This is a genomic window from Aeromonas sp. R7-5, from assembly GCF_040908015.1.
Classification (GTDB): Bacteria; Pseudomonadota; Gammaproteobacteria; order Enterobacterales; family Aeromonadaceae; genus Aeromonas; species Aeromonas caviae.
The window spans coordinates 624,413-643,961 of record NZ_JBFOCZ010000033.1; the positions used below are offsets into that span (position 1 = coordinate 624,413).

The 19,549-nt window shown below is 64.5% G+C and carries 22 protein-coding genes; 9 read left to right on the forward strand and 13 right to left on the reverse strand.

The window, feature by feature from the left end; genetic code table 11:
- On the reverse strand, positions 1-579 hold a 579-nt coding region (locus tag AB5Y53_RS18350; protein ID WP_368182794.1), incomplete at its 3' end, for an MFS transporter.
- Positions 572-1,075, reverse strand: a complete 504-nt coding sequence (locus tag AB5Y53_RS18355) for a nucleoside deaminase (protein ID WP_368182796.1) — start codon at positions 1,073-1,075, stop codon at positions 572-574. The genes AB5Y53_RS18355 and AB5Y53_RS18350, both read right to left, overlap by 8 nt.
- Before the next feature lie 122 nt (positions 1,076-1,197).
- On the opposite strand from AB5Y53_RS18355, the gene AB5Y53_RS18360 reads away from it, so the two are divergent.
- Complete coding sequence (locus tag AB5Y53_RS18360) at positions 1,198-2,040, forward strand: LysR family transcriptional regulator (protein ID WP_029314296.1); 843 nt, start codon at positions 1,198-1,200, stop codon at positions 2,038-2,040.
- Between the two features lie 16 nt (positions 2,041-2,056).
- Here AB5Y53_RS18360 and AB5Y53_RS18365 read toward each other — a convergent pair whose 3' ends face one another.
- The 3 genes from AB5Y53_RS18365 to AB5Y53_RS18375 all read right to left on the reverse strand — a co-directional run bounded on the left by AB5Y53_RS18365 (position 2,057) and on the right by AB5Y53_RS18375 (position 3,252).
- Positions 2,057-2,524 carry a GyrI-like domain-containing protein gene (locus tag AB5Y53_RS18365; protein WP_368182797.1) on the reverse strand — a complete coding sequence of 156 codons (468 nt, stop codon included), beginning with the start codon at positions 2,522-2,524 and terminating at the stop codon, positions 2,057-2,059.
- 20 nt (positions 2,525-2,544) lie between these two features.
- Complete coding sequence (rsmS, locus tag AB5Y53_RS18370) at positions 2,545-2,700, reverse strand: pleiotropic regulatory protein RsmS (RefSeq protein ID WP_010674200.1); 156 nt, start codon at positions 2,698-2,700, stop codon at positions 2,545-2,547.
- 84 nt (positions 2,701-2,784) lie between these two features.
- Positions 2,785-3,252: an acyl-CoA thioesterase gene (locus tag AB5Y53_RS18375; protein ID WP_010674201.1), complete on the reverse strand. Its 468-nt coding sequence runs from the start codon at positions 3,250-3,252 to the stop codon at positions 2,785-2,787.
- A 173-nt stretch (positions 3,253-3,425) separates the two neighbouring features.
- Between AB5Y53_RS18375 and AB5Y53_RS18380 the strand changes: the two genes are divergently transcribed.
- A complete protein-coding gene (locus AB5Y53_RS18380; protein WP_042015902.1) occupies positions 3,426-4,076 on the forward strand; it encodes a tellurite resistance TerB family protein in 651 nt (216 codons plus the stop codon).
- Positions 4,077-4,236: 160 nt separating this feature from the next.
- A complete protein-coding gene (locus tag AB5Y53_RS18385; RefSeq protein WP_368182800.1) occupies positions 4,237-4,704 on the forward strand; it encodes a GNAT family N-acetyltransferase in 468 nt (155 codons plus the stop codon).
- Positions 4,705-4,730: 26 nt separating this feature from the next.
- Here the strand turns inward: AB5Y53_RS18385 and AB5Y53_RS18390 are convergent, their stop codons facing one another.
- Positions 4,731-6,179, reverse strand: a complete 1,449-nt coding sequence (locus AB5Y53_RS18390) for a PLP-dependent aminotransferase family protein (protein ID WP_053288572.1) — start codon at positions 6,177-6,179, stop codon at positions 4,731-4,733.
- A gap of 120 nt (positions 6,180-6,299) precedes the next feature.
- On the opposite strand from AB5Y53_RS18390, the gene AB5Y53_RS18395 reads away from it, so the two are divergent.
- From AB5Y53_RS18395 to AB5Y53_RS18405, 3 genes are read left to right on the forward strand one after another with little or no spacing between them, the layout of a single operon-like run.
- Positions 6,300-7,871, forward strand: a complete 1,572-nt coding sequence (locus AB5Y53_RS18395) for a cytochrome ubiquinol oxidase subunit I (protein WP_368182802.1) — start codon at positions 6,300-6,302, stop codon at positions 7,869-7,871.
- Positions 7,871-8,998: a cytochrome d ubiquinol oxidase subunit II gene (gene cydB, locus AB5Y53_RS18400; RefSeq protein ID WP_042015906.1), complete on the forward strand. Its 1,128-nt coding sequence runs from the start codon at positions 7,871-7,873 to the stop codon at positions 8,996-8,998. The genes AB5Y53_RS18395 and cydB overlap by 1 nt, the downstream gene beginning before the upstream one ends.
- 28 nt (positions 8,999-9,026) lie before the next feature.
- The gene (locus tag AB5Y53_RS18405) at positions 9,027-9,140 is read left to right on the forward strand and encodes a CydX/CbdX family cytochrome bd oxidase small subunit (protein WP_010674207.1); all 114 of its coding nucleotides are present in this window, start codon (positions 9,027-9,029) and stop codon (positions 9,138-9,140) included.
- Between the two features lie 61 nt (positions 9,141-9,201).
- On the opposite strand, the gene AB5Y53_RS18410 is transcribed toward AB5Y53_RS18405, so the two are convergent.
- The 5 genes from AB5Y53_RS18410 to AB5Y53_RS18430 form a co-directional block, all read right to left on the reverse strand.
- The gene (locus AB5Y53_RS18410) at positions 9,202-10,371 is read right to left on the reverse strand and encodes an MFS transporter (RefSeq protein WP_323919179.1); all 1,170 of its coding nucleotides are present in this window, start codon (positions 10,369-10,371) and stop codon (positions 9,202-9,204) included.
- Between the two features lie 435 nt (positions 10,372-10,806).
- Entirely contained in the window at positions 10,807-11,610 is an 804-nt protein-coding gene (gene dkgB / locus AB5Y53_RS18415; RefSeq protein WP_368182803.1) for a 2,5-didehydrogluconate reductase DkgB, read from the reverse strand.
- Between the two features lie 47 nt (positions 11,611-11,657).
- Entirely contained in the window at positions 11,658-11,954 is a 297-nt protein-coding gene (locus tag AB5Y53_RS18420; protein WP_368182804.1) for a putative quinol monooxygenase, read from the reverse strand.
- 153 nt (positions 11,955-12,107) lie between these two features.
- Positions 12,108-12,473, reverse strand: coding sequence for a VOC family protein (locus AB5Y53_RS18425; RefSeq protein ID WP_368182806.1), 366 nt, complete (start codon positions 12,471-12,473; stop codon positions 12,108-12,110).
- Positions 12,474-12,499: 26 nt separating this feature from the next.
- The gene (locus AB5Y53_RS18430) at positions 12,500-12,886 is read right to left on the reverse strand and encodes a DUF6404 family protein (RefSeq protein WP_010674227.1); all 387 of its coding nucleotides are present in this window, start codon (positions 12,884-12,886) and stop codon (positions 12,500-12,502) included.
- A 168-nt stretch (positions 12,887-13,054) separates the two neighbouring features.
- Between AB5Y53_RS18430 and AB5Y53_RS18435 the strand changes: the two genes are divergently transcribed.
- A complete protein-coding gene (locus AB5Y53_RS18435) occupies positions 13,055-13,957 on the forward strand; it encodes a LysR substrate-binding domain-containing protein (protein ID WP_368182809.1) in 903 nt (300 codons plus the stop codon).
- A 176-nt stretch (positions 13,958-14,133) separates the two neighbouring features.
- On the opposite strand, the gene glpK is transcribed toward AB5Y53_RS18435, so the two are convergent.
- Both glpK and AB5Y53_RS18445 read right to left on the reverse strand, forming a co-directional pair.
- A complete protein-coding gene (gene glpK / locus AB5Y53_RS18440) occupies positions 14,134-15,636 on the reverse strand; it encodes a glycerol kinase GlpK (protein WP_010674229.1) in 1,503 nt (500 codons plus the stop codon).
- A 55-nt stretch (positions 15,637-15,691) separates the two neighbouring features.
- Complete coding sequence (locus tag AB5Y53_RS18445; protein WP_039038615.1) at positions 15,692-16,540, reverse strand: MIP/aquaporin family protein; 849 nt, start codon at positions 16,538-16,540, stop codon at positions 15,692-15,694.
- Positions 16,541-17,030: 490 nt separating this feature from the next.
- Between AB5Y53_RS18445 and glpT the strand changes: the two genes are divergently transcribed.
- Both glpT and AB5Y53_RS18455 read left to right on the forward strand, forming a co-directional pair.
- The gene (gene glpT, locus AB5Y53_RS18450; protein ID WP_041212777.1) at positions 17,031-18,386 is read left to right on the forward strand and encodes a glycerol-3-phosphate transporter; all 1,356 of its coding nucleotides are present in this window, start codon (positions 17,031-17,033) and stop codon (positions 18,384-18,386) included.
- Positions 18,387-18,487: 101 nt separating this feature from the next.
- Positions 18,488-19,246, forward strand: coding sequence for a DeoR/GlpR family transcriptional regulator (locus AB5Y53_RS18455; RefSeq protein WP_010674233.1), 759 nt, complete (start codon positions 18,488-18,490; stop codon positions 19,244-19,246).
- The last annotated feature ends 303 nt before the right edge of the window (positions 19,247-19,549 follow it).

Sequence of the window (19,549 nt, forward strand, 5' to 3'; positions counted from 1 at the left end):
GCTGGCCGGGGCGGGCAGGGGCACCCGCCAGGCCAGCCAGCCGAGGGCCAGCAGCACCGGCAGGCCCCAGAGCGCCAGCGCCCGAGACCAGTCCAGATACTCGGCAAGGCGCGGGGTGAGCACGGCCCCGAGCGCCCCGCCCCCCATCATGCAGGCGGAGAAGATCCCCATCACCAGGGGCACCTTTTGGGCGAACCCCTCCTTGATGAGGCCGGGCAGCACCCCCTGCACCAGGGCCGAGCCCAGCCCGCACAGGGCTGCGCTGGCGATGAGCAGGGCGCCGCTCGCCAGATCGACGCGCAGGGCGCTGCCAAGGGCGAGCAGCAGCAGGGCCGTCCCGAGCAGGGGGCGCGGGCCCGTGCGACCCAGGAGCCCCGGGGTGAGCAGCACGCCGACCCCGATAAGCCAGAGGGGCAGCAGGGTGACCCAGGCCAGGGTATCCACCCCCAGGGCCAGCCTCGCGTCGATGCGAGGGGCCAGGGGGCCGATGGCGGTGAGGAAGGGGCGCAGGTTGAGGGCGATGAGGATCACCAGCACCAGCAAGGCGCCGCAGCCCGGGGGGAGGAGGCGTTTATGCATGGGGCAGGGGACCGTAGAGGGTGTCGGCCGCGATGGGGCTTGCCAGCTTGATAAGGGGCAGGGGCGGCGGACTCAGCGGCAGTCGCAGGGCGGCGTAGGCGGCGCGGCTGTCATAGCCGAAGGGGGCGGCATCGTCGTTGTCAAAGGCGTAGTAGACCGCCTGGATGCCGTTCATCACCAGGGCCGACAGGCACATGGGGCAGGGGTGCCCGCTGGCATAGACGATGGCCCCTGCCAGCGGCCCCTGGCGACTCCCTTCCCGCAGCGCTTCCAGCTCCGCGTGACGGGTGGGGTCCCCCGCCTCCAGCATGCGGTTGACGGCGCTCGCCACCAACCGGTTATCCCTCACCAGCAGGGCGGCGAAGGGGCGCCCCCCTTGCTGGCGATGGGTCAGGGCCAGGTGCAGGGCTTGCTCCAGCCACTCCTGATGGCTGGGGGCCGAGGCGGCGGTGAGGGAGTTGAGGAGGCGGGCACCGGACTGGGAAGGGGATGGCATGGTCATATCCTGGCAAAAAAGGGGGAGGACAGCAGCCTAGAGGGTCGCCGCATCATTTGGAAATTAAATGATAAAATGACTTCCAGTGGTTTTATAAATGGAGATTGCCCATGGAGCGCCCCCTGCTGGACCCCCAATTGCTGCAGAGCTTCGTCGCCATCGTCGAAACCGGCAGCTTTACCCGCGCCGCCGAGCGTATCCACCTCACCCAGTCCACCCTGAGCCAGCAGATGCGCCGCCTGGAGCAGCAGCTGGGCTGCACCCTGCTCGATCGATCCGGCCGCCAGGTGGTGACCACGGCCCAGGGGGAGACCCTGCTCGGGCTGGCGCGCCGCATCCTGGGGCTGCTGGCCCGGGCGGGGGAGCGGGTGAGCGAGGCGAGCCACCCCCTGCGCCTCGGGGTGCCGGAGGATTTTGCCGCGGGGGCCATGACCCCGGTGCTGGCCGCCTTCGCCCGCGCGCACCCGCAGGTGCGGCTGGAGGTACAAAGCGATCTCAGCCATGCCCTGTGGCAGGCGTTCGAAGGGGGAGAGCTGGATCTGGCCCTCATCAAGCAGGGGCGCGGCCAGGGGGAGCCCATCGCCCGCTGGCGCGAGCCCCTGGCCTGGGTTGACAGCCGGGAGTGGCCCGCCGCCGGGCGCGACCCCCTGCCTCTGGTGGTGTTTCCAAGCGAGGGGCTCTACCGGCGCCAGATGACCGACGCCCTGGATGCCGAGGGGATCCCCTGGCGCATCGCCTATGTGAGCGGCAGTCTCGCCAGCCTGCAAGGGGCGGTGAGCGCGGGGATCGGGGTCAGCCTGCTGCCGGCGCGCCTGCTGCAACCGGATCAGGTGGTGCTGGCTCACTGGCCTGCGGTGCGCTCGGTGGAGCTGGCCCTGCACCAGGGGCCGGGCACGAGCGAGCCCCTCGCCCGGCTGGGGGAGGCGCTGATCGCGCTCTGTGACGAGGTGATGGGGCCGAGGTAGCCCGGGCGGTCAGGGGTCAGGCCAGGGCCTGTTTTGGCACCACGGCGAGCCAGATTTCCACTTCGCCGCTGCCGGTGGCGGCGTCAAAGCGGGCGCCGTAGCGCTCGAAATCCGGCTGCTGGGCAGATTGATAGTCCGATTGCGTGAGCCACGCCAGGGCTTGGCGCCAGGTGTGCGGCAGGGTCGCGACATGCCCCTGATGCAAGAAGATGGCGTAGGTCTGGGGGGCGATGCGCATGCGGCCAAGCCCGGGAGGCAGCACCTCCAGGGCGGCGACCTCCACCCCGCAGAGGTATTCGCAGTGGGTGTCGGTGGCGGCGCAGATGACGCCATAGGCATGCTCACCGAGCTGCCCCGGCAGGGGAAGCAGGGCGCTGAGGTCGCGCCACTGGCCGGCGAAGTCCCCCTGCTCGAAGGGGTGGTGACGGCGCAGCCCCCCGAGGAGCATGGCGCGGCCTTGTTCGATGCGAATGGGTGCTGACATGGTGCCTCCTGCGGGGGCGCTCAGGCCTCCCGACCTTCCTCGAGCTTGCGCTCATAATCCCGGCGAACGATGGCGAGTGCCGCCAGGGCCAGCGCGGGGGCGATGTGGTTGGTTTCCAGCAGTTCAATCAGATCCACCGCGAGCTGGACCTCGGGGGGGGCATTTTCCAGGGACATCTTGGGTTCTCAAGGGCAAGGGTGGTCGCCATTATAGCGCCCGGCGGTGCGAAGACACGCCCCGGCTGCCCGGGGCGGGACGGGTCACATGTGCTGGCGCATCTCCTTGTCCAGCTCCTCGCGCAGGGCCATCAGCTTTTTGGCGTACTGCTGCAACTGCAGATCGCTCTCGCTCACCGGCTGCCACTGGGGCACCGGAGTGGGTTTGCCATGCTCGTCCATGGCCACGAAGATGATGATGCAGTGGGTGGTCTTGCGCCGCTCCGGGTCGGTGGGGTGGCGGCTGTAGACATCCACCGCCAGGTGCATGCTGGTGGTGCCGGTGTGGATCACCTTGGCGTGCACCTCCACCAGCTGGCCTATCTGGATGGGGCGCAAGAAGCGGATGCCCCCCACATAGACGGTGACGGCATAGCCGCCACACCAGCCGGCGGCGCAGGCGTAGCCGGCCTGGTCAATCCACTTCATCACCATGCCGCCATGGACTTTGCCGCCAAAGTTGACGTCGGCGGGTTCGGCGAGAAATTGCAGGGTCAGTTCACGGGCGCTCATGGTACTTCCTTATGTCGAGGCAAGGGGGGACTCCTTGGCTGTCCCCCGGGGACAATAGCAGCGGGCGGGGCCGACACTGATCCAACCAGCGCCTCTTCTTGTCTGCGCCGTCATTCACCTTGAGTTCAGCGCAGGCGGCCCAGCATGACTCATCACGCGAGGGAGGAGGCCCCATGAAACAGATGCTGGAGCAATTGATGGGAGCTGGCAAGGGCTGGCTCAACGACGGTGGTGACACGCGCAAGGCCCAGATGAAGGGCATGGCGCAGGGGGGATTGGCCGCCGGGGCCATGGCGCTGCTGCTTGGTAACAAGAAGATGCGCAAATATGGCACCAAGGTGGCGGCGGTGGGAGGCGCGGCGGCTCTCGGGGGACTGGCCTACAAACTCTATCAGGACTGGCAGACCCAGCAGTCCACCCCGGCCCAGCCGACCCAGCCCCTGGACACCCTGGAGGGCAAGGCCCTGGATGCCCGCGCCAACCTGCTGGTGCGCGCCATGGTGGCGGCAGCCCGGGCCGACGGCCACATCGATGCCGCCGAGCGCCAGAAGATCCAGGAGTACTTGACCGAACAGGGGGAGCGGGATGCGGCCCGCTGGATTGACGCCGAGCTCTCCCGCCCCCTCGACCCCCATGTCCTGGCGCGAGAAGTGACCGACATGGAGCTGGCGACCGAGGTCTACCTCGCCTCCCTGCTCACCATCGAGGTGGATCACTTCATGGAGCGCGGTTATCTGGACGAGCTGGCGCGAGCCTTGAAGCTGGATGACAACCTCAAGGGGAGCATAGAGCGCCAGGTGGCCCAGCTGGGGGCGCCGGGCTGATCCCGCATTGCCATCAGGATTGTCCACAAGGCCCCGTCATGGGGCCTTGTCGTTGCCGGGGGGCTGTTGATTGCCGTGACGAGCCGATAAGATGCGGGTTCCAAAGGGTGACCGCCGAGCCTCTTTCCTCGCTGGCGACCCTCACAGCAAGGAGCATCAGGTGGACATTCGCAAGGCAACTGAACAGGATATCGACGCCATTCTGGCCCTGAACCGGCAGATAGGTCAGCTCCACTTCGAGCAGGTGCCCGAGGTGTTCTGCCCCCCGTCCCCGGAGGACAGGGCCTTCTTGCTTGGCGCCATTGCCGACGAGGCGCGTCTTTTCTGCGTGGCGGTGGTGGCGGTGGTGGCGGGGGAGGTGGCGGGCTTTCTCACCGCCCGCATCGACCTCAACGAGAGCGTCCCCTTTCTCAGCAAGCTGCCCGTCTGCCGCATCACGACCGTGGTGGTGGATGAGGGGCTCCGCTCCCGGGGCATCGGCCGGGCGCTGATCGCCCACGGGGACCAGTGGGGCAAGGCGCGGGGCGCAAGCCAGTTGCGCCTGGAGGTGATGGCTTTCAACGAGCGGGCCAGGGCCCTCTACGAGCAACTGGGCTTCAAGGCCCAGTCACAGACCATGGCCAGGTAAGGCGCATTCGCTTGCAAAAGGGCCCGTTACGGGCCCTTGTCGTGTGAGGCGTCAGGGGGGCTCTGCCAGGTTTCCCGTTGCCGGGCGATGAGGCCCGCAAGCCGGTTGAGCGCCGCGTCCAGTTGCGGGCTCCAGGGATGGGAGCTGTTGAGGCGCAGGCAGTGGTTGTGCTGGCCCTGGCTGGAGAAGAGGGCCCCGGGGGCGATGGAGACCCCCTGCTCGATGGCGCTGGCATAGAGCGCCCGGCCATCGAGGCGGGCGTCAAATTCGAGCCAGAGAAAGTAGCCCCCGTCGGGGGAGGAGATACGTGCCTCGGGGAAGAGGCGCATCAGGGCTGCCCGCATCTGCTGCTGGCGCTGGGCCAGGGTGTGGCGCAGGCGGCGAAAGTGGGCGTCCACCCCGCCCTGGCGCAACATGTCGGCCAGCGCCAGCTGACTGGGCACATTGGTCGACAGGGTCGACATCAGTTGCAGCCGCTGGATGCGCTCGGCGTGGCGCTTCGCCACCACCCAGCCGACCCGAAAGCCCGGCGCCAGACACTTGGTCCAGGAGCCGCACAGCAGGCTCTCTCCCCGCGCATCCCAATGGGTGATGGGCCTTGGCCGCTCACGCCCGACATAGAGCTCCGCGTAGACGTCATCCTCCACCAGGGGAACCTGATGGCGGTTGAGCAGCCCCATCAGCGCCTGCTTGTGCTCATCCGGCATGGTGTGGCCGAGGGGGTGCTGCACATTGCCCATCAGCCAGCACGCCTTGACGGGGCGCTGGGCGAGGGCCTCCTCCAGCAGGGCGAGATCGATCCCCACCCCGGGGATCACCGGGATCTCCACCACCTTGAGCTTGAGCCGCTCGATGGCCTGCAGGGCGCCGTAGAAGGTGGGGGACTCCACCACCACCCAGTCGCCGGGCTCGGTCAGCACCTGAAGACTGAGGGAAAGCGCCTCCATGGCCCCCGTGGTGATGATGATCTGCTGGGGATCCACCGCCATCCCCTCGCCGGCGTAGCGCCGGGCGATGGCGCGGCGCAGTGCCTCGTTGCCGGGGGGCAGATCTGCCACCGTGCTGAAGGGATCGAGGCGGCGCATGCAACTGCCGAGGGCCCGACCGAGTTGGGGGTGGGGGAAGAGGGTGGGGTCCGCCACCGCCATGCCAAGGGGCACCAGCTCCCGTGACTTGCTCGCCTGCAGCACCTCGAACACCAGATCGTTGATGTCCACCGAGCCGCTGTAGCGGGCCTGCTGGGGCTGGCTCTCCCGCCGGGCCGTGCTCGCGGCCTTGACGTAGTAGCCGGACTGGGGCCGCGCCAGGATGAGGCCCCGGCTTTCGAGCAACTGATAGGCCTGGAGCACCGTCATGGGGCTGAGGCCATGGGTCTTGCAGCTCTGGCGGATGGAGGGGATGCGCTCCCCCGGCTGCCAGAGCCCGCTCGTGATCTGCTGTTGCAGCTGGTCTGCCAACTGGCCGTAGCGGGACATGGTGGGCCCAAACTGTTATAGGTGTTTTTCACTATAACTGCATCTGTTATAGGTGTCACAGGGCGTGTTGTACTTAACGGGCGAAAACCTGTCTGTTAAATGCAACATAGAGAGTCATGCATGATAAGCCTGGATGATGTGGTCAGCCTCTCCCGAATACAGTTCGGCGCGACGGCGATGTTCCACTTTCTGTTTGTGCCCCTCACCCTGGGGCTGTCCTGGATCCTGGTGATCGCCGAGTCGGCCTACGTGATGACCGGCAAGGTGATTTACAAGGACATCACCCGTTTCTGGGGCAAGCTGTTTGGCATCAACTTCGTGATGGGGGTCACCACCGGGATCACCCTGGAGTTCCAGTTCGGTACCAACTGGGCCTACTACTCCCACTACGTCGGCGACATCTTCGGCACCCCGCTGGCGGTGGAGGGGCTGATGGCCTTCTTCCTCGAATCCACATTGGTGGGCCTCTTCTTCTTCGGCTGGGACAAGCTCTCCCGCGGTCAGCACCTGCTGGTGACCATGCTGGTGGCGCTCGGCTCCAACCTCTCCGCCCTCTGGATCCTCATCGCCAACGGCTGGATGCAAAACCCGGTCGGCGCCGAGTTCAACCCCATGACCATGCGCATGGAGCTGGTGGACGTGGCCGCGGTCATCTTCAACCCGGTGGCCCAGGTCAAGTTCGTCCACACGGTGGCAGCGGGCTATGTGGCGGCCTCCCTGTTCGTGATGGGGGTGAGCAGCTGGTATCTGCTGCGCGGCATGGAGGTGCGCTTCGCCCTGCGATCCTTTGCCATCGCCTCGGGCTTTGGCCTCGCGGCCATCCTCTCGGTCATCGTGCTCGGGGACGAGTCGGGCTATCGCTCGGGGGAGGTGCAGAAGGTCAAGCTCGCCGCCATCGAGGCGGAGTGGGAGACGGAGTCCGCCCCGGCTTCCTTCACCCTGTTCGGCCTGCCGGATCAGCGTGCCGAGACCACCCACGCGGCCATCAAGATCCCCTATCTGATGGGCATCATCGCCACCCGCTCCCTGGATGAGCAGGTGACGGGCCTCAAAGATCTGAAAGCGCAGCACGAGGCGCGCATTCGCAGCGGCATGCTGGCCCACGAGGCGCTCGAAGCGATGCGGGCAGATGGCAGCAACCAGGCGGCCCGCGCCACCTTCGAGCGCCACCGCGGCGATCTGGGCTACGGCCTCTTGCTCACCCCCTATGCCAAGGAGATTGGCAAGGCGGACGAGGCGGCCATCGCCAAGGCGGTGGATGACTCCATCCCCCAGGTGGCGCCGCTGTTCTGGAGCTTTCGCCTGATGGTGGGCATCGGCGTGGCGCTGCTGGCGCTCTTTGCCGCCGCCTTCCTGCAGCTGTGCCGGGGCAGGCTGGTGCAATCCCCGCGGCTGCTCAGGGCCCTGCTCTGGTCTATTCCTCTGCCCTGGATTGCCATCGAGGCGGGCTGGTTCGTGGCGGAGTTCGGTCGCCAGCCCTGGACCATCAGCGACGTGCTGCCGGTGTCGGCCTCCGTCTCCCTGCTGCAACCGGGGCAGCTGTGGTTCAGCCTCATCGCCATCTTCCTCATCTACAGCAGCCTGCTGGTGGTGGAGCTGTTCTTGTTGCGTCATGTGATCCGCAAAGGGCCTGCCAGCCTGCAGACGGGTCGTTATCAAGGTGAAGTGTTGCAAAACGGGAGTCCTGCCTGATGGATTACGAAACCCTGAAAGTGATCTGGTGGGGGCTGGTGCTCTTCCTGCTGGTCGGCTTCGTGGTGATGGATGGCTTCGATCTCGGGGTCGGCATGCTGCTGCCCGTGGTCGGCAAGACGGATGACGAGCGGCGGGTGCTGCTCAACAGCGTGGGGCCGGTGTGGGAGGGCAACCAGGTGTGGCTCATCGCCGGTGCCGGCACCCTGTTTGCCGCCTGGCCCCTGGTCTATGCCGCCGCCTTCTCGGCGCTTTACGTGCCCTTCATGTTCCTGCTGTTCGGCCTCTTTTTGCGCCCGGTGGGCTTTGACTATCGCAGCAAGCTGCCGGACCCGGTCTGGCGCCGCTGGTGGGACCGCGCCCTGGTGGTGGGCGGTCTGCTGCCGACCCTGGTGTTTGGTGCCACCCTTGGCCTGGTGCTGCAAGGGCTGCCGTTTCGCTTCGATGCGGCCCTTCGCATCCACTATGGCGCCTTTGCGTTCCACTGGCCGCTGCTGTTGACCGCCATGGGGACGGCGCTGGCGCTGCTCTTGCTGCACGGTGCCAGCTTCCTGCAGTGCAAGACACAGGGAGCCATAGCGGCGCGCAGCGCCCGCCTCGCCCTCTGGCTCGGCCCCCTGGCGAGCGCCCTCTTTGCTCTTGGCGGCGTCTGGCTTGGAGAGATGGCGGGGTATCGCATCACGGCCATCGGCGATCTCAACGGCGCCCTCACTCCGCTGATGAAAGAGGTGGTGGCGGTGCCGGCGGGCTGGCTTGGCAACTTTGTCGCCCATCCGGTGCTCTGGGCCGTGCCTGTGCTCGGGCTCCTGCTGCCCCTGGTGTGCGCGCTGGCAAGCCGCCTCGGCAAGTCCGGGCTGGCGCTCGTTGCCAGCGGCGGTGCTTGCGCCGCCATGATGCTGACCGTGGCCATCGCGCTCTTCCCCTTCGTGCTGCCCTCGTCCCTGGATCCGGCCAGCAGCCTGACCCTGTGGGACAGCACCTCCAGCGAGCGCACCCTGCTTATCATGCTGGGGATCGTCGGGGTACTGATGCCGGTCAACATCGGCTACACCCTCTGGGTCTACCGGGTGGTGCGCGGCAGGGTCAGCGCCGAGCAGGTGCGCCAGCACGGCCACAGCCTCTATTAATCCGCTTCAACACAAGGATCAACGCGATATGTGGTATTTCACCTGGTTGCTGGGGCTGGGGTTTGCCCTGCTCTGCGGGCTGGTCAACCTGCTCTGGCTGGAGGCGCGCTGGGCCGCCGATGAGGATCTCAAGGAGCCCTGAGCCTCGCATCTTGCCCATGAAAAAGGCCGACACAGGGTGTCGGCCTTTTGCTTGCCCGGGGTCAGGCAAGGGCGGCGCGGCGCTCGCCCGCTTCGCTGACATGGGTGAGGCCGTAGGCCAGCAGCACGATGAGGGCGCCAATCCAGGGGGTGTGCATCAGGCCGAGGTGCTCCACCACGAAACCGCCGACCACGGAGCCCAGCGCAATGCCGACGTTGAAGGCGGCGATGTTGAGGCCGGAGGCCACATCCACGGCATTGGGGGTGTGGCGCTCGGCCTGTTTCACCACCAGTACCTGAAGGCCCGGCACGTTGCCAAAGGCGAAGGCGCCCCACACCAGCACGGTCAGTACCGCCAGCACCGGGTGCGGCGCGGTGAAGGTGAGCACCAGCAGCACCACGGCGAGCCCGGCAAACAGCAGCTTCAGCGCAGGCAGCGGGCCCATCCGGTCGGCGAGCTTGCCGCCCCAGATATTGCCGACGGCGACCGATACCCCGTACACCAGCAGAATGAGGCTCACCGCGCTGGCGCTAAAGCCGCTCACCTGTTGCAGGATGGGGGCGAGGAAGGTAAATGCCGTGAAGGCACCGCCGTAACCGAGCGCCGTCTTGGCGTAGACCAGCAGCAAGGGCTTCCTGGTGAGCACCGAGAGCTGCTCGCGAACGCTGGAGGCGGCCCCCTTCGGTAGGTTCCCCGGTACCAGCAGCATGCTGCCCACCATGGCGACGAGGCCGAGCAGGCTCACCACCAGGAAGGTTTCGCGCCAGCCAAAGACCTGACCAATCCAGGTGCCAAGCGGGACGCCGGTCACCAGGGCGACCGTGAGGCCGCTGAACATGATGGCGATGGCGCTGGCCGCCTTCTCTTTGGCCACGAGACCCGTGGCGATGGTGCTGCCTACCGAGAAGAAGACCCCATGGGCCAGCCCGGTCAGGATGCGGGCCACAATCAGGCTCTCGTACCCGGGGGCCTGCCAGGCCAGCAGGTTGCCGACGGTGAAGAGGGCCATCAGCCCCACCAGCAGCCACTTGCGCGGCAGCTTGCCGGTGAGTGCCGTGAGCACGGGGGCGCCGATGGCCACCCCAAGGGCATAGAGGCTGACCAGCAGGCCCGCCGAGGGGAGCGAGACATTGAGCTGCTCGGCGATGGTGGGGATGAGCCCCACGATCACGAATTCGGTGGTGCCTATGGCAAAGGCACTTAAGGTGAGGGCAAATAACGCCAGTGGCATAACAACTCCTTGGATTGGGACTCCCGACGGGAGAATGGCGCCAGTATGCCGAGGGTGTTTGTTGGTAAAAATGACGGCAACGTCAAATTACTTTTGCCAAATCAGCAGCAATGGGGCCGTGAAATGGGGTATTGGGAGTGGTCGAGGCAACTGTGGCAAGAGCGGCCGTAGCGCGCGAGGTGGGTGCAGAGACAGCGCGCACGGCGGCAACCCGTGCAGAGCGAGCTGGGACAGAGAGAAAAGAGGAAAGAGAAATGAGGTAAGAGGTAAAGGATTGAGGGAAGGTGTTGGAGGAGGACTCGGGCGGTGGTGACGCGCGGTATTGGGTACAAAAAAAGCGGGAGGCATTGTGCCTCCCGCTGGTGCTGAAGAATGTCATTGAGCCTTATTTGCTCCCTTCTCCCCTTGCGGGAGAAGGGCTGGGGATGAGGGGGATCAATCCCAATTCGGCGCAAAGTCCGGGTTGGCGCAGCGCTCACCCCGATCCAGGGTGGCAATCTGCGCCATCTCGTCGCTGCTGAGCCGTACCTTCAACGCCGCTAGGTTGGCGGTCAGATTCTCCCGTTTGGTGGAGCTCGGGATCACCGCCATGCCCTGAGCCAGCAGCCAGGCCAGCGACACCTGGGCCGCCGAGACGCCGTGGCGCTGGCCGATCTCCATCAGCAGCGGCTCGGTGAGCACCTTGCCATAGGCGAGCGGCATATAGGCGGTGATGGCGATGCCGTGGGCCTGGCAGAATTCCACCACCTTGCGGTTTTGCAGCAGGGGGTGGATCTCCACCTGCTGATGGGCGATGACGCCTGGCCCCAGAATATCGATGGCTTCTTTAAGCTGGGCCACGGTGAAGTTGGAGACCCCGATCTCCCGGGTCAGGCCCCGGGCCTTGGCCTCGGCCAACTGTTCCAGATAGACCGCCATCGGCACCTCATTCTTGGGGGAAGGCCAGTGAATCAGCACCAGATCCAGATAGTCGGTGCCCAGTTTTTCCAGGCTCACCTCCAGGCTCGGGATCACCTTGCCCGGGCCGAACTCGCTGGTCCACACCTTGGTGGTCAGGTAGATATCCTGGCGGGGCACGCCGCTCTCGCTCATCAGCTGGCCAACTTCGGCCTCGTTGGCGTAGATCTGGGCGGTATCGATGTGGCGGTAGCCAAGCTCGAGCCCCTGCAGCAAGGAGTCGCGCAGGGGTTGGCCGGTCAGCCGAAAGGTACCAAGACCCAGGTTGGGCATCTTCATCATGTTGTTCCTCAAATGGGTTGCAAAAGGGCGCTCAGCGGCGCGGTAAATCAGGCGTCCAGCGGCTGATAGCGGCGAATGGTGCTGCCGGCAAACCAGGGCTCGGCCTTGGCGACAAAGTCGGTAAAGTGGGGTTGGCCCTGATGGGCGCGGAGGGCGGCCTCGCTCTCCCACACCTCGTAGAGCATCCAGCTGTGGGGATTGTCCAAATCCTGATGCAGCTGGTAGCGCAGGCAGCCAGCCTCCTGCAAGGTGGCGGCGATCAGCGGCTCGAGGGCGGCGCGAAACTGGGCGGCGAATTCGGGTTTGGCGTCAAGCTGGGCAATCACAATCACGGGGGATGACATCTGAACCTCCTCGTTAAGACGGGAGTCAGTATGCCCGCCCCAGACTGGGGGATACAGGGCAGCAGTCACAAAACACTATTGAGGTGAGTGCAGCAATGTGGCCTCCCCATGGCTGGTCGTGGTGCAGGTGGGCCAGGGGAGGGCGGAGTATTATCAGGCATTGGCCGGTTCGGACCAGACCGCAAATTCATTGCCGCTGGGCTCGACAAAGTGAAAGCGGCGGCCACCTGGAAAGTCGAACAGGGGGCGCACTATGGTGCCGCCATGCTGGCTCACCTTGCCCTGGGTCGCCTCGATATCGGCGCTGTAGAACACCAGGAGCGCCCCGCCCTGAGCACTCTGGCTGCACAGTTCGGTGCGGTAGAAGCCGCCATCCAGCCCTTCCCCTTCGAAGGCGCAATAATCGGGGCCGTAGTCGGCAAACTGCCAGCCAAAGGCGGCGGTGAAGAAGGCTTTGGTGGCGGCAAGATCCCTGGCCGCAAATTCCACATAGTTCAGTTTTTCATGGGCCCTGGTCATAAGGGTTTCCTTGTCGATATCGGTGGTTATTTCGGTTGCCAGCGCTTTTGCGTGGGGCTTGTGGAGTGGGGCAAGGCGTCCCAGGGGGTCAGCTTGAGCTGCTTGCGCCGAAACCAGAACCAGGTCCCCATCAGCAGACCGAGCCCGATGCCAAACAGCAGGCTCTGGCGCAGGGCAAACCCCGGGCTCACCTCATCCTGCCAGCCGAGGCACCACATCAACACCCCCCAGATAGCGCCGATGGGGAGTCCCAGGGCAAGAACGTTGATCAGAAAGCGTTCGTAGTGGGGCGGCCTGATGGTGAACCCCGCCTTTCGCAGCAGCCAGATGATCGGCGGGTTGTAGTTGAGCGTTTGCACGCCCTTCTCGGCCAGCTCCCGATGGGCGGCGGCCAGCCTGTTGTCGAATGTCATGGATCGTCCCTGTCATAGTGTGGCGCCATACGGTGCCGGTTGGCGGCATTGTACTGGCAATGGCGCAGATAAAACAGGTGGTGCGTCACGATACGAAGCGACGCCTGTCTTGCCAACTCCCGGCCATTGCACCTATAAAGACCCATTACTCTTGCCAGGATGACAACAATGAAGACCCATTCCGATGAATTGACCCTGTTTGTGGCGGTGGTGGAGGCGGGCAGCTTTCGCCAGGCGGCGGAGAATCTCGGCATGGATAATTCCGTGGTGAGCCGCGGCATCAAGCGCCTCGAAGAGAAGCTCGCCACCGTGCTCCTCAACCGCACCACCCGCCGGGTCAGCCTGACCGAGGAGGGGAGCTGGTTCTATCAGCGGGCGGTGAAGATCCTGACCGAGATGAGCGAGGCGGAAGGGTTGCTGCTGATGCGCCGGGAGCAGCCGGAGGGCATATTGCGGGTGGACGCCGCCACCCCCTTCATCCTGCATAGATTGGTGCCCATCATCGGCGAGTTTCGCCGCCGCTACCCCGCCATCGAGCTGCAACTGCACAGCTCCGAGGGCTTCATCAACCTGATGGAGCGGCGGGTGGACATGGCCATTCGCATCGGCGAGCTGACGGACTCCTCCCTGCGGGCCCTGCCGCTGGGCCGCTCGCGGCTGCGGCTGCTGGCCTCCCCCGACTATCTGAAGGCACGCGGTACCCCGCGCCAGCCGGCTGACTTGCTGTCTGGCCATGAGCTGCTCGGTTTTTTGCACCCCGATCACCTCAATCATTGGCCCCTATTGAGCGAGGAGCAGGGGGACCGATTCGCCATCACCCCGACCCTGCGGGCCAGCAGCGGGGAAACCTTGCGTCAGCTGGCGCTGGCGGGGCAGGGGATCGTCTGCCTGTCGGACTTCATGACGGGGGATGACAGGGAGAGCGGGGCGCTGGTGGAGGTGCTGGCCCGCAGCAACAGCGGCGCTTCGCGCCCCATCCATGCGGTCTTCTACTCCGATGCCCAGCGGGACATCCGGCTGCGGGTCTGGCTCGATTTCCTGAAAGAGCAGCTCGGCAACCACGCGCTCTAGGCGTGTTCTGACAGGGCCCATCCCCTCCCGCCCCTTCCCCTCCACGAGGAGGAGGGGCCATCATTCCCACCCCTCAAGGGGAGGGGGCCGAGGGGTTTGCGAGCGCCAATAAAAGAGGCCGACATCGCTGTCGGCCTCTTTGCTTTTTTCATCTCAAGGATGCGTCGGTTACCCCATCACTCCTCTTCGGCCCAGCGGCGTGAGCGTTCCACCGCCTTCTTCCAGCCGCTGTAGCGCTTGGCGCGATCGTCGCGGTCCATCTGCGGGATGAACTCGCGGTCCACGCTGAACTTGTCTTCCAGCTCTTCGGAGCTCTTCCAGAAGCCCACGGCGAGGCCGGCCAGGAAGGCGGCGCCCATGGCGGTGGTCTCGATGCGGGTCGGACGCACCACAGGGGTGTGCATCATGTCAGCCTGGAACTGCATCAGGAAGTCGTTGGCCACGGCGCCGCCGTCCACCTTCAGGGCTGCCAGCTTGATGCCGGAGTCCTGCTGCATGGCATCCAGCACGTCGCGGCTCTGGTAGGCGATGGATTCGAGCGCCGCACGGATGATGTGGTTGCGGTTGGCGCCACGGGTCAGGCCGACCATGGTGCCGCGAGCATACGGATCCCAGTAGGGGGCGCCCAGGCCCACGAAGGCCGGTACCAGGTAGACGCCGTTGGTGTCGCCTACCTTGCTCGCGAAGTAGTCGGTATCGCGGGCATCGTGGATGATCTTGAGCTCATCGCGCAGCCACTGGATGGTGGCGCCGCCCATGAAGACCGCCCCTTCCAGTGCGTAGTTCACTTCCCCTTTCGGGCCGATGGCGACCGTGGTCAGCAGGCCGTTGCTGGAGCGAACCGGCTCGGTGCCGGTGTTCATCAGCATGAAGCAGCCGGTACCGTAGGTGTTCTTGGCCATCCCTTTTTCGAAGCAGAGCTGGCCGAACAGGGCGGACTGCTGGTCACCGGCGATACCGGCGATGGGGATGCGGGCGCCGCCGCCACGGGTGGTGTAGCCATAGACCTCGGAGGAGGGTTTGACTTGCGGCAGCATGGAGGCGGGGATGCCCAGCTCGTCCAGCATGCGCTCATCCCACTTCAGGTCGCGGATGTTGTAGAGCATGGTGCGCGAGGCGTTGGTCGGGTCGGTGACGTGCACCTCGCCGTTGGTCATCTTCCACACCAGCCAGGTGTCGATGGTGCCGAACAGCAGCTCGCCGTTCATTGCCTTCTCCCGGGCCCCTTCCACGTTGTCCAGGATCCACTTCACCTTGGTACCGGAGAAGTAGGCATCCAACACCAGGCCGGTGTTTTCGCGAACGTACTCTTCAAGGCCCCGGGCCTTGAGCTCTTCGCAGATGGCCGCGGTGCGGCGGCACTGCCAGACGATGGCGTTGTAGATGGGCTTGCCGGTGGCCTTTTCCCAGACGACGGTGGTTTCACGCTGGTTGGTGATGCCGATGGCGGCGATCTGCTCGCTGTGCAGGCCGCTCTTGGCCAGCACTTCGGTGAAGACGGAGGACTGGGTCGCCCAGATCTCCATGGGGTCGTGCTCGACCCAGCCCGCTTTCGGGTAGTGCTGGGTGAATTCGCGCTGGGAGGTCGCGACGATGTTGGCGTCCTGATCGAAGACAATGGCACGGGAGGAGGTGGTACCCTGGTCCAGCGCAACGACAAATTTCTTTTCAGCAGACATGATGTTCTCCACGTTTTTATTTTTCCACGTTGTTACACGTTGGGGAGGGCCGCTCTCAGGCGGCGGCCTCTTCTTTGTTAGACAGCTTGGCGGCTTCTTCGGTGGCGACGCGGTTGCCCGGGACGCAGGGAGCCAGCACTTTCACATACAGGGCGGTACCGATCTGGGCGCCGACGATGGGGCCAAGGATGGGGACCCAGAAGTAGGGGTTGTCACGACCACCGGTCAGGGCCACGTCACCCCAGCCAGCCACGAAGGCGAACAGTTTGGGGCCGAAATCACGGGCCGGGTTCATGGCAAAGCCGGTCAAGGGGCCGAGGGAGGCGCCGATCACCGCGATCAGGATGCCGATGAGCAGGGCGGCAGCGAAGCCTTTGGGGGCGCCGTTGTTGTTGTCACCCAGTGCCATGATGCCCAGCATCAGGACGGCGGTGATCACCATCTCGACCGCGAAAGCCTGCATGTTGGAGAGCAGGGCATTGGGGTAGGTGGAGAAGATGCCTGCGGTGCCGAGGCTCTCGACGCTGCCGCGCACCACGTTGTGGGTCAGTTCCCACTGGGTGAACAGGTTGCTGTAGAGGGCGTAGACCAGGGCGGCGGAGGCGAAGGCCCCGGCTATCTGGGCGATGATGAAGGGCACCACCTTGCGCTTGTCAAAGCCGCAGAAGGTCATCAGTGCCAGGGTCACGGCAGGGTTGAGGTGGGCACCGGAGATGCCACCGGTGACATAGATGGCGATGGCGACACCCAGGCCCCAGGTAATGGAGATTTCCCATTGCCCGAAGTTGGCGCCAGCCAGCACCAGGGCGGCCACGCAGCCGACGCCGAAGAAGATCAGCAGGCCGGTGCCGATAAACTCGGCGAGGCACTCGCCAAGCAGGGTATTGGGTCTTTGTATGCTCATAGTTGTTATTCCTTATATCCACCCACAGTAGGTTTGATGTTCCGTTTTGTTATCTTTCATTCCCATTCATTGCGCCCGAAAACGTTTCTTCTTGTTTTTTGAGCTTGCGCAAACGTTATGCTCGTTTGCGCTCGTTCTTGGACGAGAGAGAAAATAAACCTTCTGCGTCAATTCACCATACCCCCGCCACCGGAAATGTGGGCAAGATCCCATTCATTGCTAAGAAAATGTGACGAAAAGCAACAGTTGTCGGCCATATTACTCCTTAGTGAGTAGCCAAAAGCCACGCCATGCGTGGGCTGACCCTGGATGCGCGTTCACTCACTGCGTCACAATTTTTGTAATAAAACTGCAATAATTTAGCGCTCATCACAGATTAAATGTTCACAAATGAGCACAATAGGCTCGCTTGCGAATCAAGACGCGTCTGATCGCCGGCATGAGCGGGGCGTCCTCAACCGCCCAGAACAACAATAAAAGGAAGCAGAACATGCTTAGTCTCTTCAGGCCTGCACCCCATATCGACCGGCTGCCGGCCGACAAGGTGGATCCCTTCTACAAACGCATGCGTTGGCAGGTGTTCTTCGGGATCTTCTTCGGGTATGCGGGTTACTACCTGGTACGGAAAAACTTCAGTCTGGCGATGCCCTACCTCATCGAGCAGGGCTTCTCCCGCGGGGATCTGGGTCTGGCCCTCTCCGGCGTCTCCATCGCCTACGGTCTCTCCAAATTCCTGATGGGGAACGTGTCGGACAGATCCAACGCGCGCTACTTCCTCTCCGCCGGTCTGCTGCTCTCGGCAGGCATCATGTTCATGATGGGGACCATGCACTGGGCTACCTCCAGCATTGGCATCATGTTCGTGCTCCTGTTCCTGAACGGCTGGGCACAGGGCATGGGCTGGCCCCCCTGCGGTCGCACCATGGTGCACTGGTGGTCGCAGAAGGAGCGGGGCGAGATCGTCTCGGTCTGGAACGTGGCCCACAACGTGGGCGGCGGCATGATAGGTCCCCTGTTCATCCTCGGCATGGGCTGGTTCAACGACTGGCGCAGCGCCTTCTATGTGCCTGCGGCGGCGGCGGCGGCCATCGCGGTGATCGCCTTCTTCGTGATGCGCGATACCCCGCAGTCGGTCGGTCTGCCTCCCATCGAGGAGTACAAGAACGACTACCCGAAGGATTACAACGAAAGCCACGAGCAGGAGTTCTCCGCCAAGGAGATCTTCATGAAGTACGTGCTGCACAACAAGCTGCTCTGGTACATCGCCATCGCCAACGCCTTCGTCTACCTCATTCGTTACGGCGTGCTGGACTGGGCGCCCACCTATCTGAAAGAGGCCAAGGACTTCAGCGTGGATCACTCCTCCTGGGCCTATTTCCTCTATGAGTGGGCGGGGATCCCGGGCACCCTGCTGTGCGGCTGGATCTCCGACAAGATGTTCAAGGGCCGCCGCGCCCCGGCAGGCATCCTGTTCATGGTGCTGGTGACCCTTTCCGTGCTGGTCTACTGGTTCAACCCGGCGGGCAACCCGACCATCGACATGATGGCCCTGGTCGCCATCGGCTTCCTCATCTATGGCCCCGTCATGCTGATCGGCCTCTACGCCCTGGAGCTGGCGCCCAAGAAGGCGGCCGGTACCGCGGCGGGCTTCACCGGCCTGTTCGGTTATCTGGGTGGCGCGGTCGCGGCCAACGCCATGCTGGGCTATACCGTTGACCACTTCGGCTGGGACGGCGGTTTCATGGTGCTCACCGTCTCCTGCGTGCTCTCCATCATCCTGCTGGCCATGACCCTCAAGCACGAGAACGAGTCGATTGCCGCCAAGGCGGCTGCCCATAAGGCATAAAACGTGATCCTGCCCTTATCGATTGGAAAAGGGATCAGGTACACTGCCAAAGGCCCCGCACCTGCCGGGGCCTTTTTTCGTCTCATCTGCGGAGTGCAAGCGTGAAGCAAACCCAACGACATCTGGAGATCCTGGACGTCCTGACCCGGCAGGGTTTCGTCTCGACCGACGATCTGGTGACCCATTTTGACGTCAGCCCCCAGACCATTCGCCGGGATCTCAACGATCTCGCCGAACAGAACAAGATCCGGCGCCATCACGGCGGGGCCTCACTGCATTCGAGCACCGTCAACACCGCCTACAGTGCCCGCAAGGTGATGCAGCTCAAGGAGAAGGAGCGCATCGCCCGGGAAGTGGCCGCCAACATCCCCGACGGCTCGTCGCTCTTTATCGACATCGGCACCACCACCGAGGCCATCGCCCGTGCCCTGCTCGACCACCGGGAGCTGCGCGTGGTCACCAACAACCTGAACGTCGCCAGCATCCTGACCGCCAAGGATGACTTCACCGTCATCATCGCCGGCGGCGAAATTCGCAACCGGGATGGCGGCATCGTCGGGGAGGCGACCCGCGACTTCATCGGCCAGTTTCGCATGGACTACGGCGTCATCGGCATCTCGGGCATCGACAGCGACGGCTCCCTGCTCGATTTCGACTATCACGAGGTGAAGATCGCCCAGGCCATCATCGCCCACTCACGCCAGGTGTTCCTGGCCGCCGACCACACCAAGTTTGGCCGCAACGCCATGGTCAACCTCGGCAACCTCAACCAGATCCACGCCCTGTTCACGGATCAGGAGCCGCCGGAGAAGCTGATGCGACTGATGTCCCAGCATCAGATCGCCTGCCATATCTGCTGATCTTCCCCGCACAGGCATCAGGCCGCCTCGGGGCGGCCGCTTTTTTTCCTGCCTCCTCCCGGCTTGCGGCGTCTCCCTTGCGGCGCCTAAGCGGCCAGTTCCTGGCGCTGACACTCCTTCTTTGACCCCTGATGTTGCCCCCGCACTCGGGCGCCAGGTTTGCACCGACGCTAGGCGCCTGCGAGGAATTCACGCCATCGCCTTCATCACCTTGCCTCATGGCCTCCCCATCCGTGACTCTTTGTTCTCCTCCCTGCCCGAAATGGCTGTTTCCGACATGCCGTAGCCTTGCCAGGCCGTCAC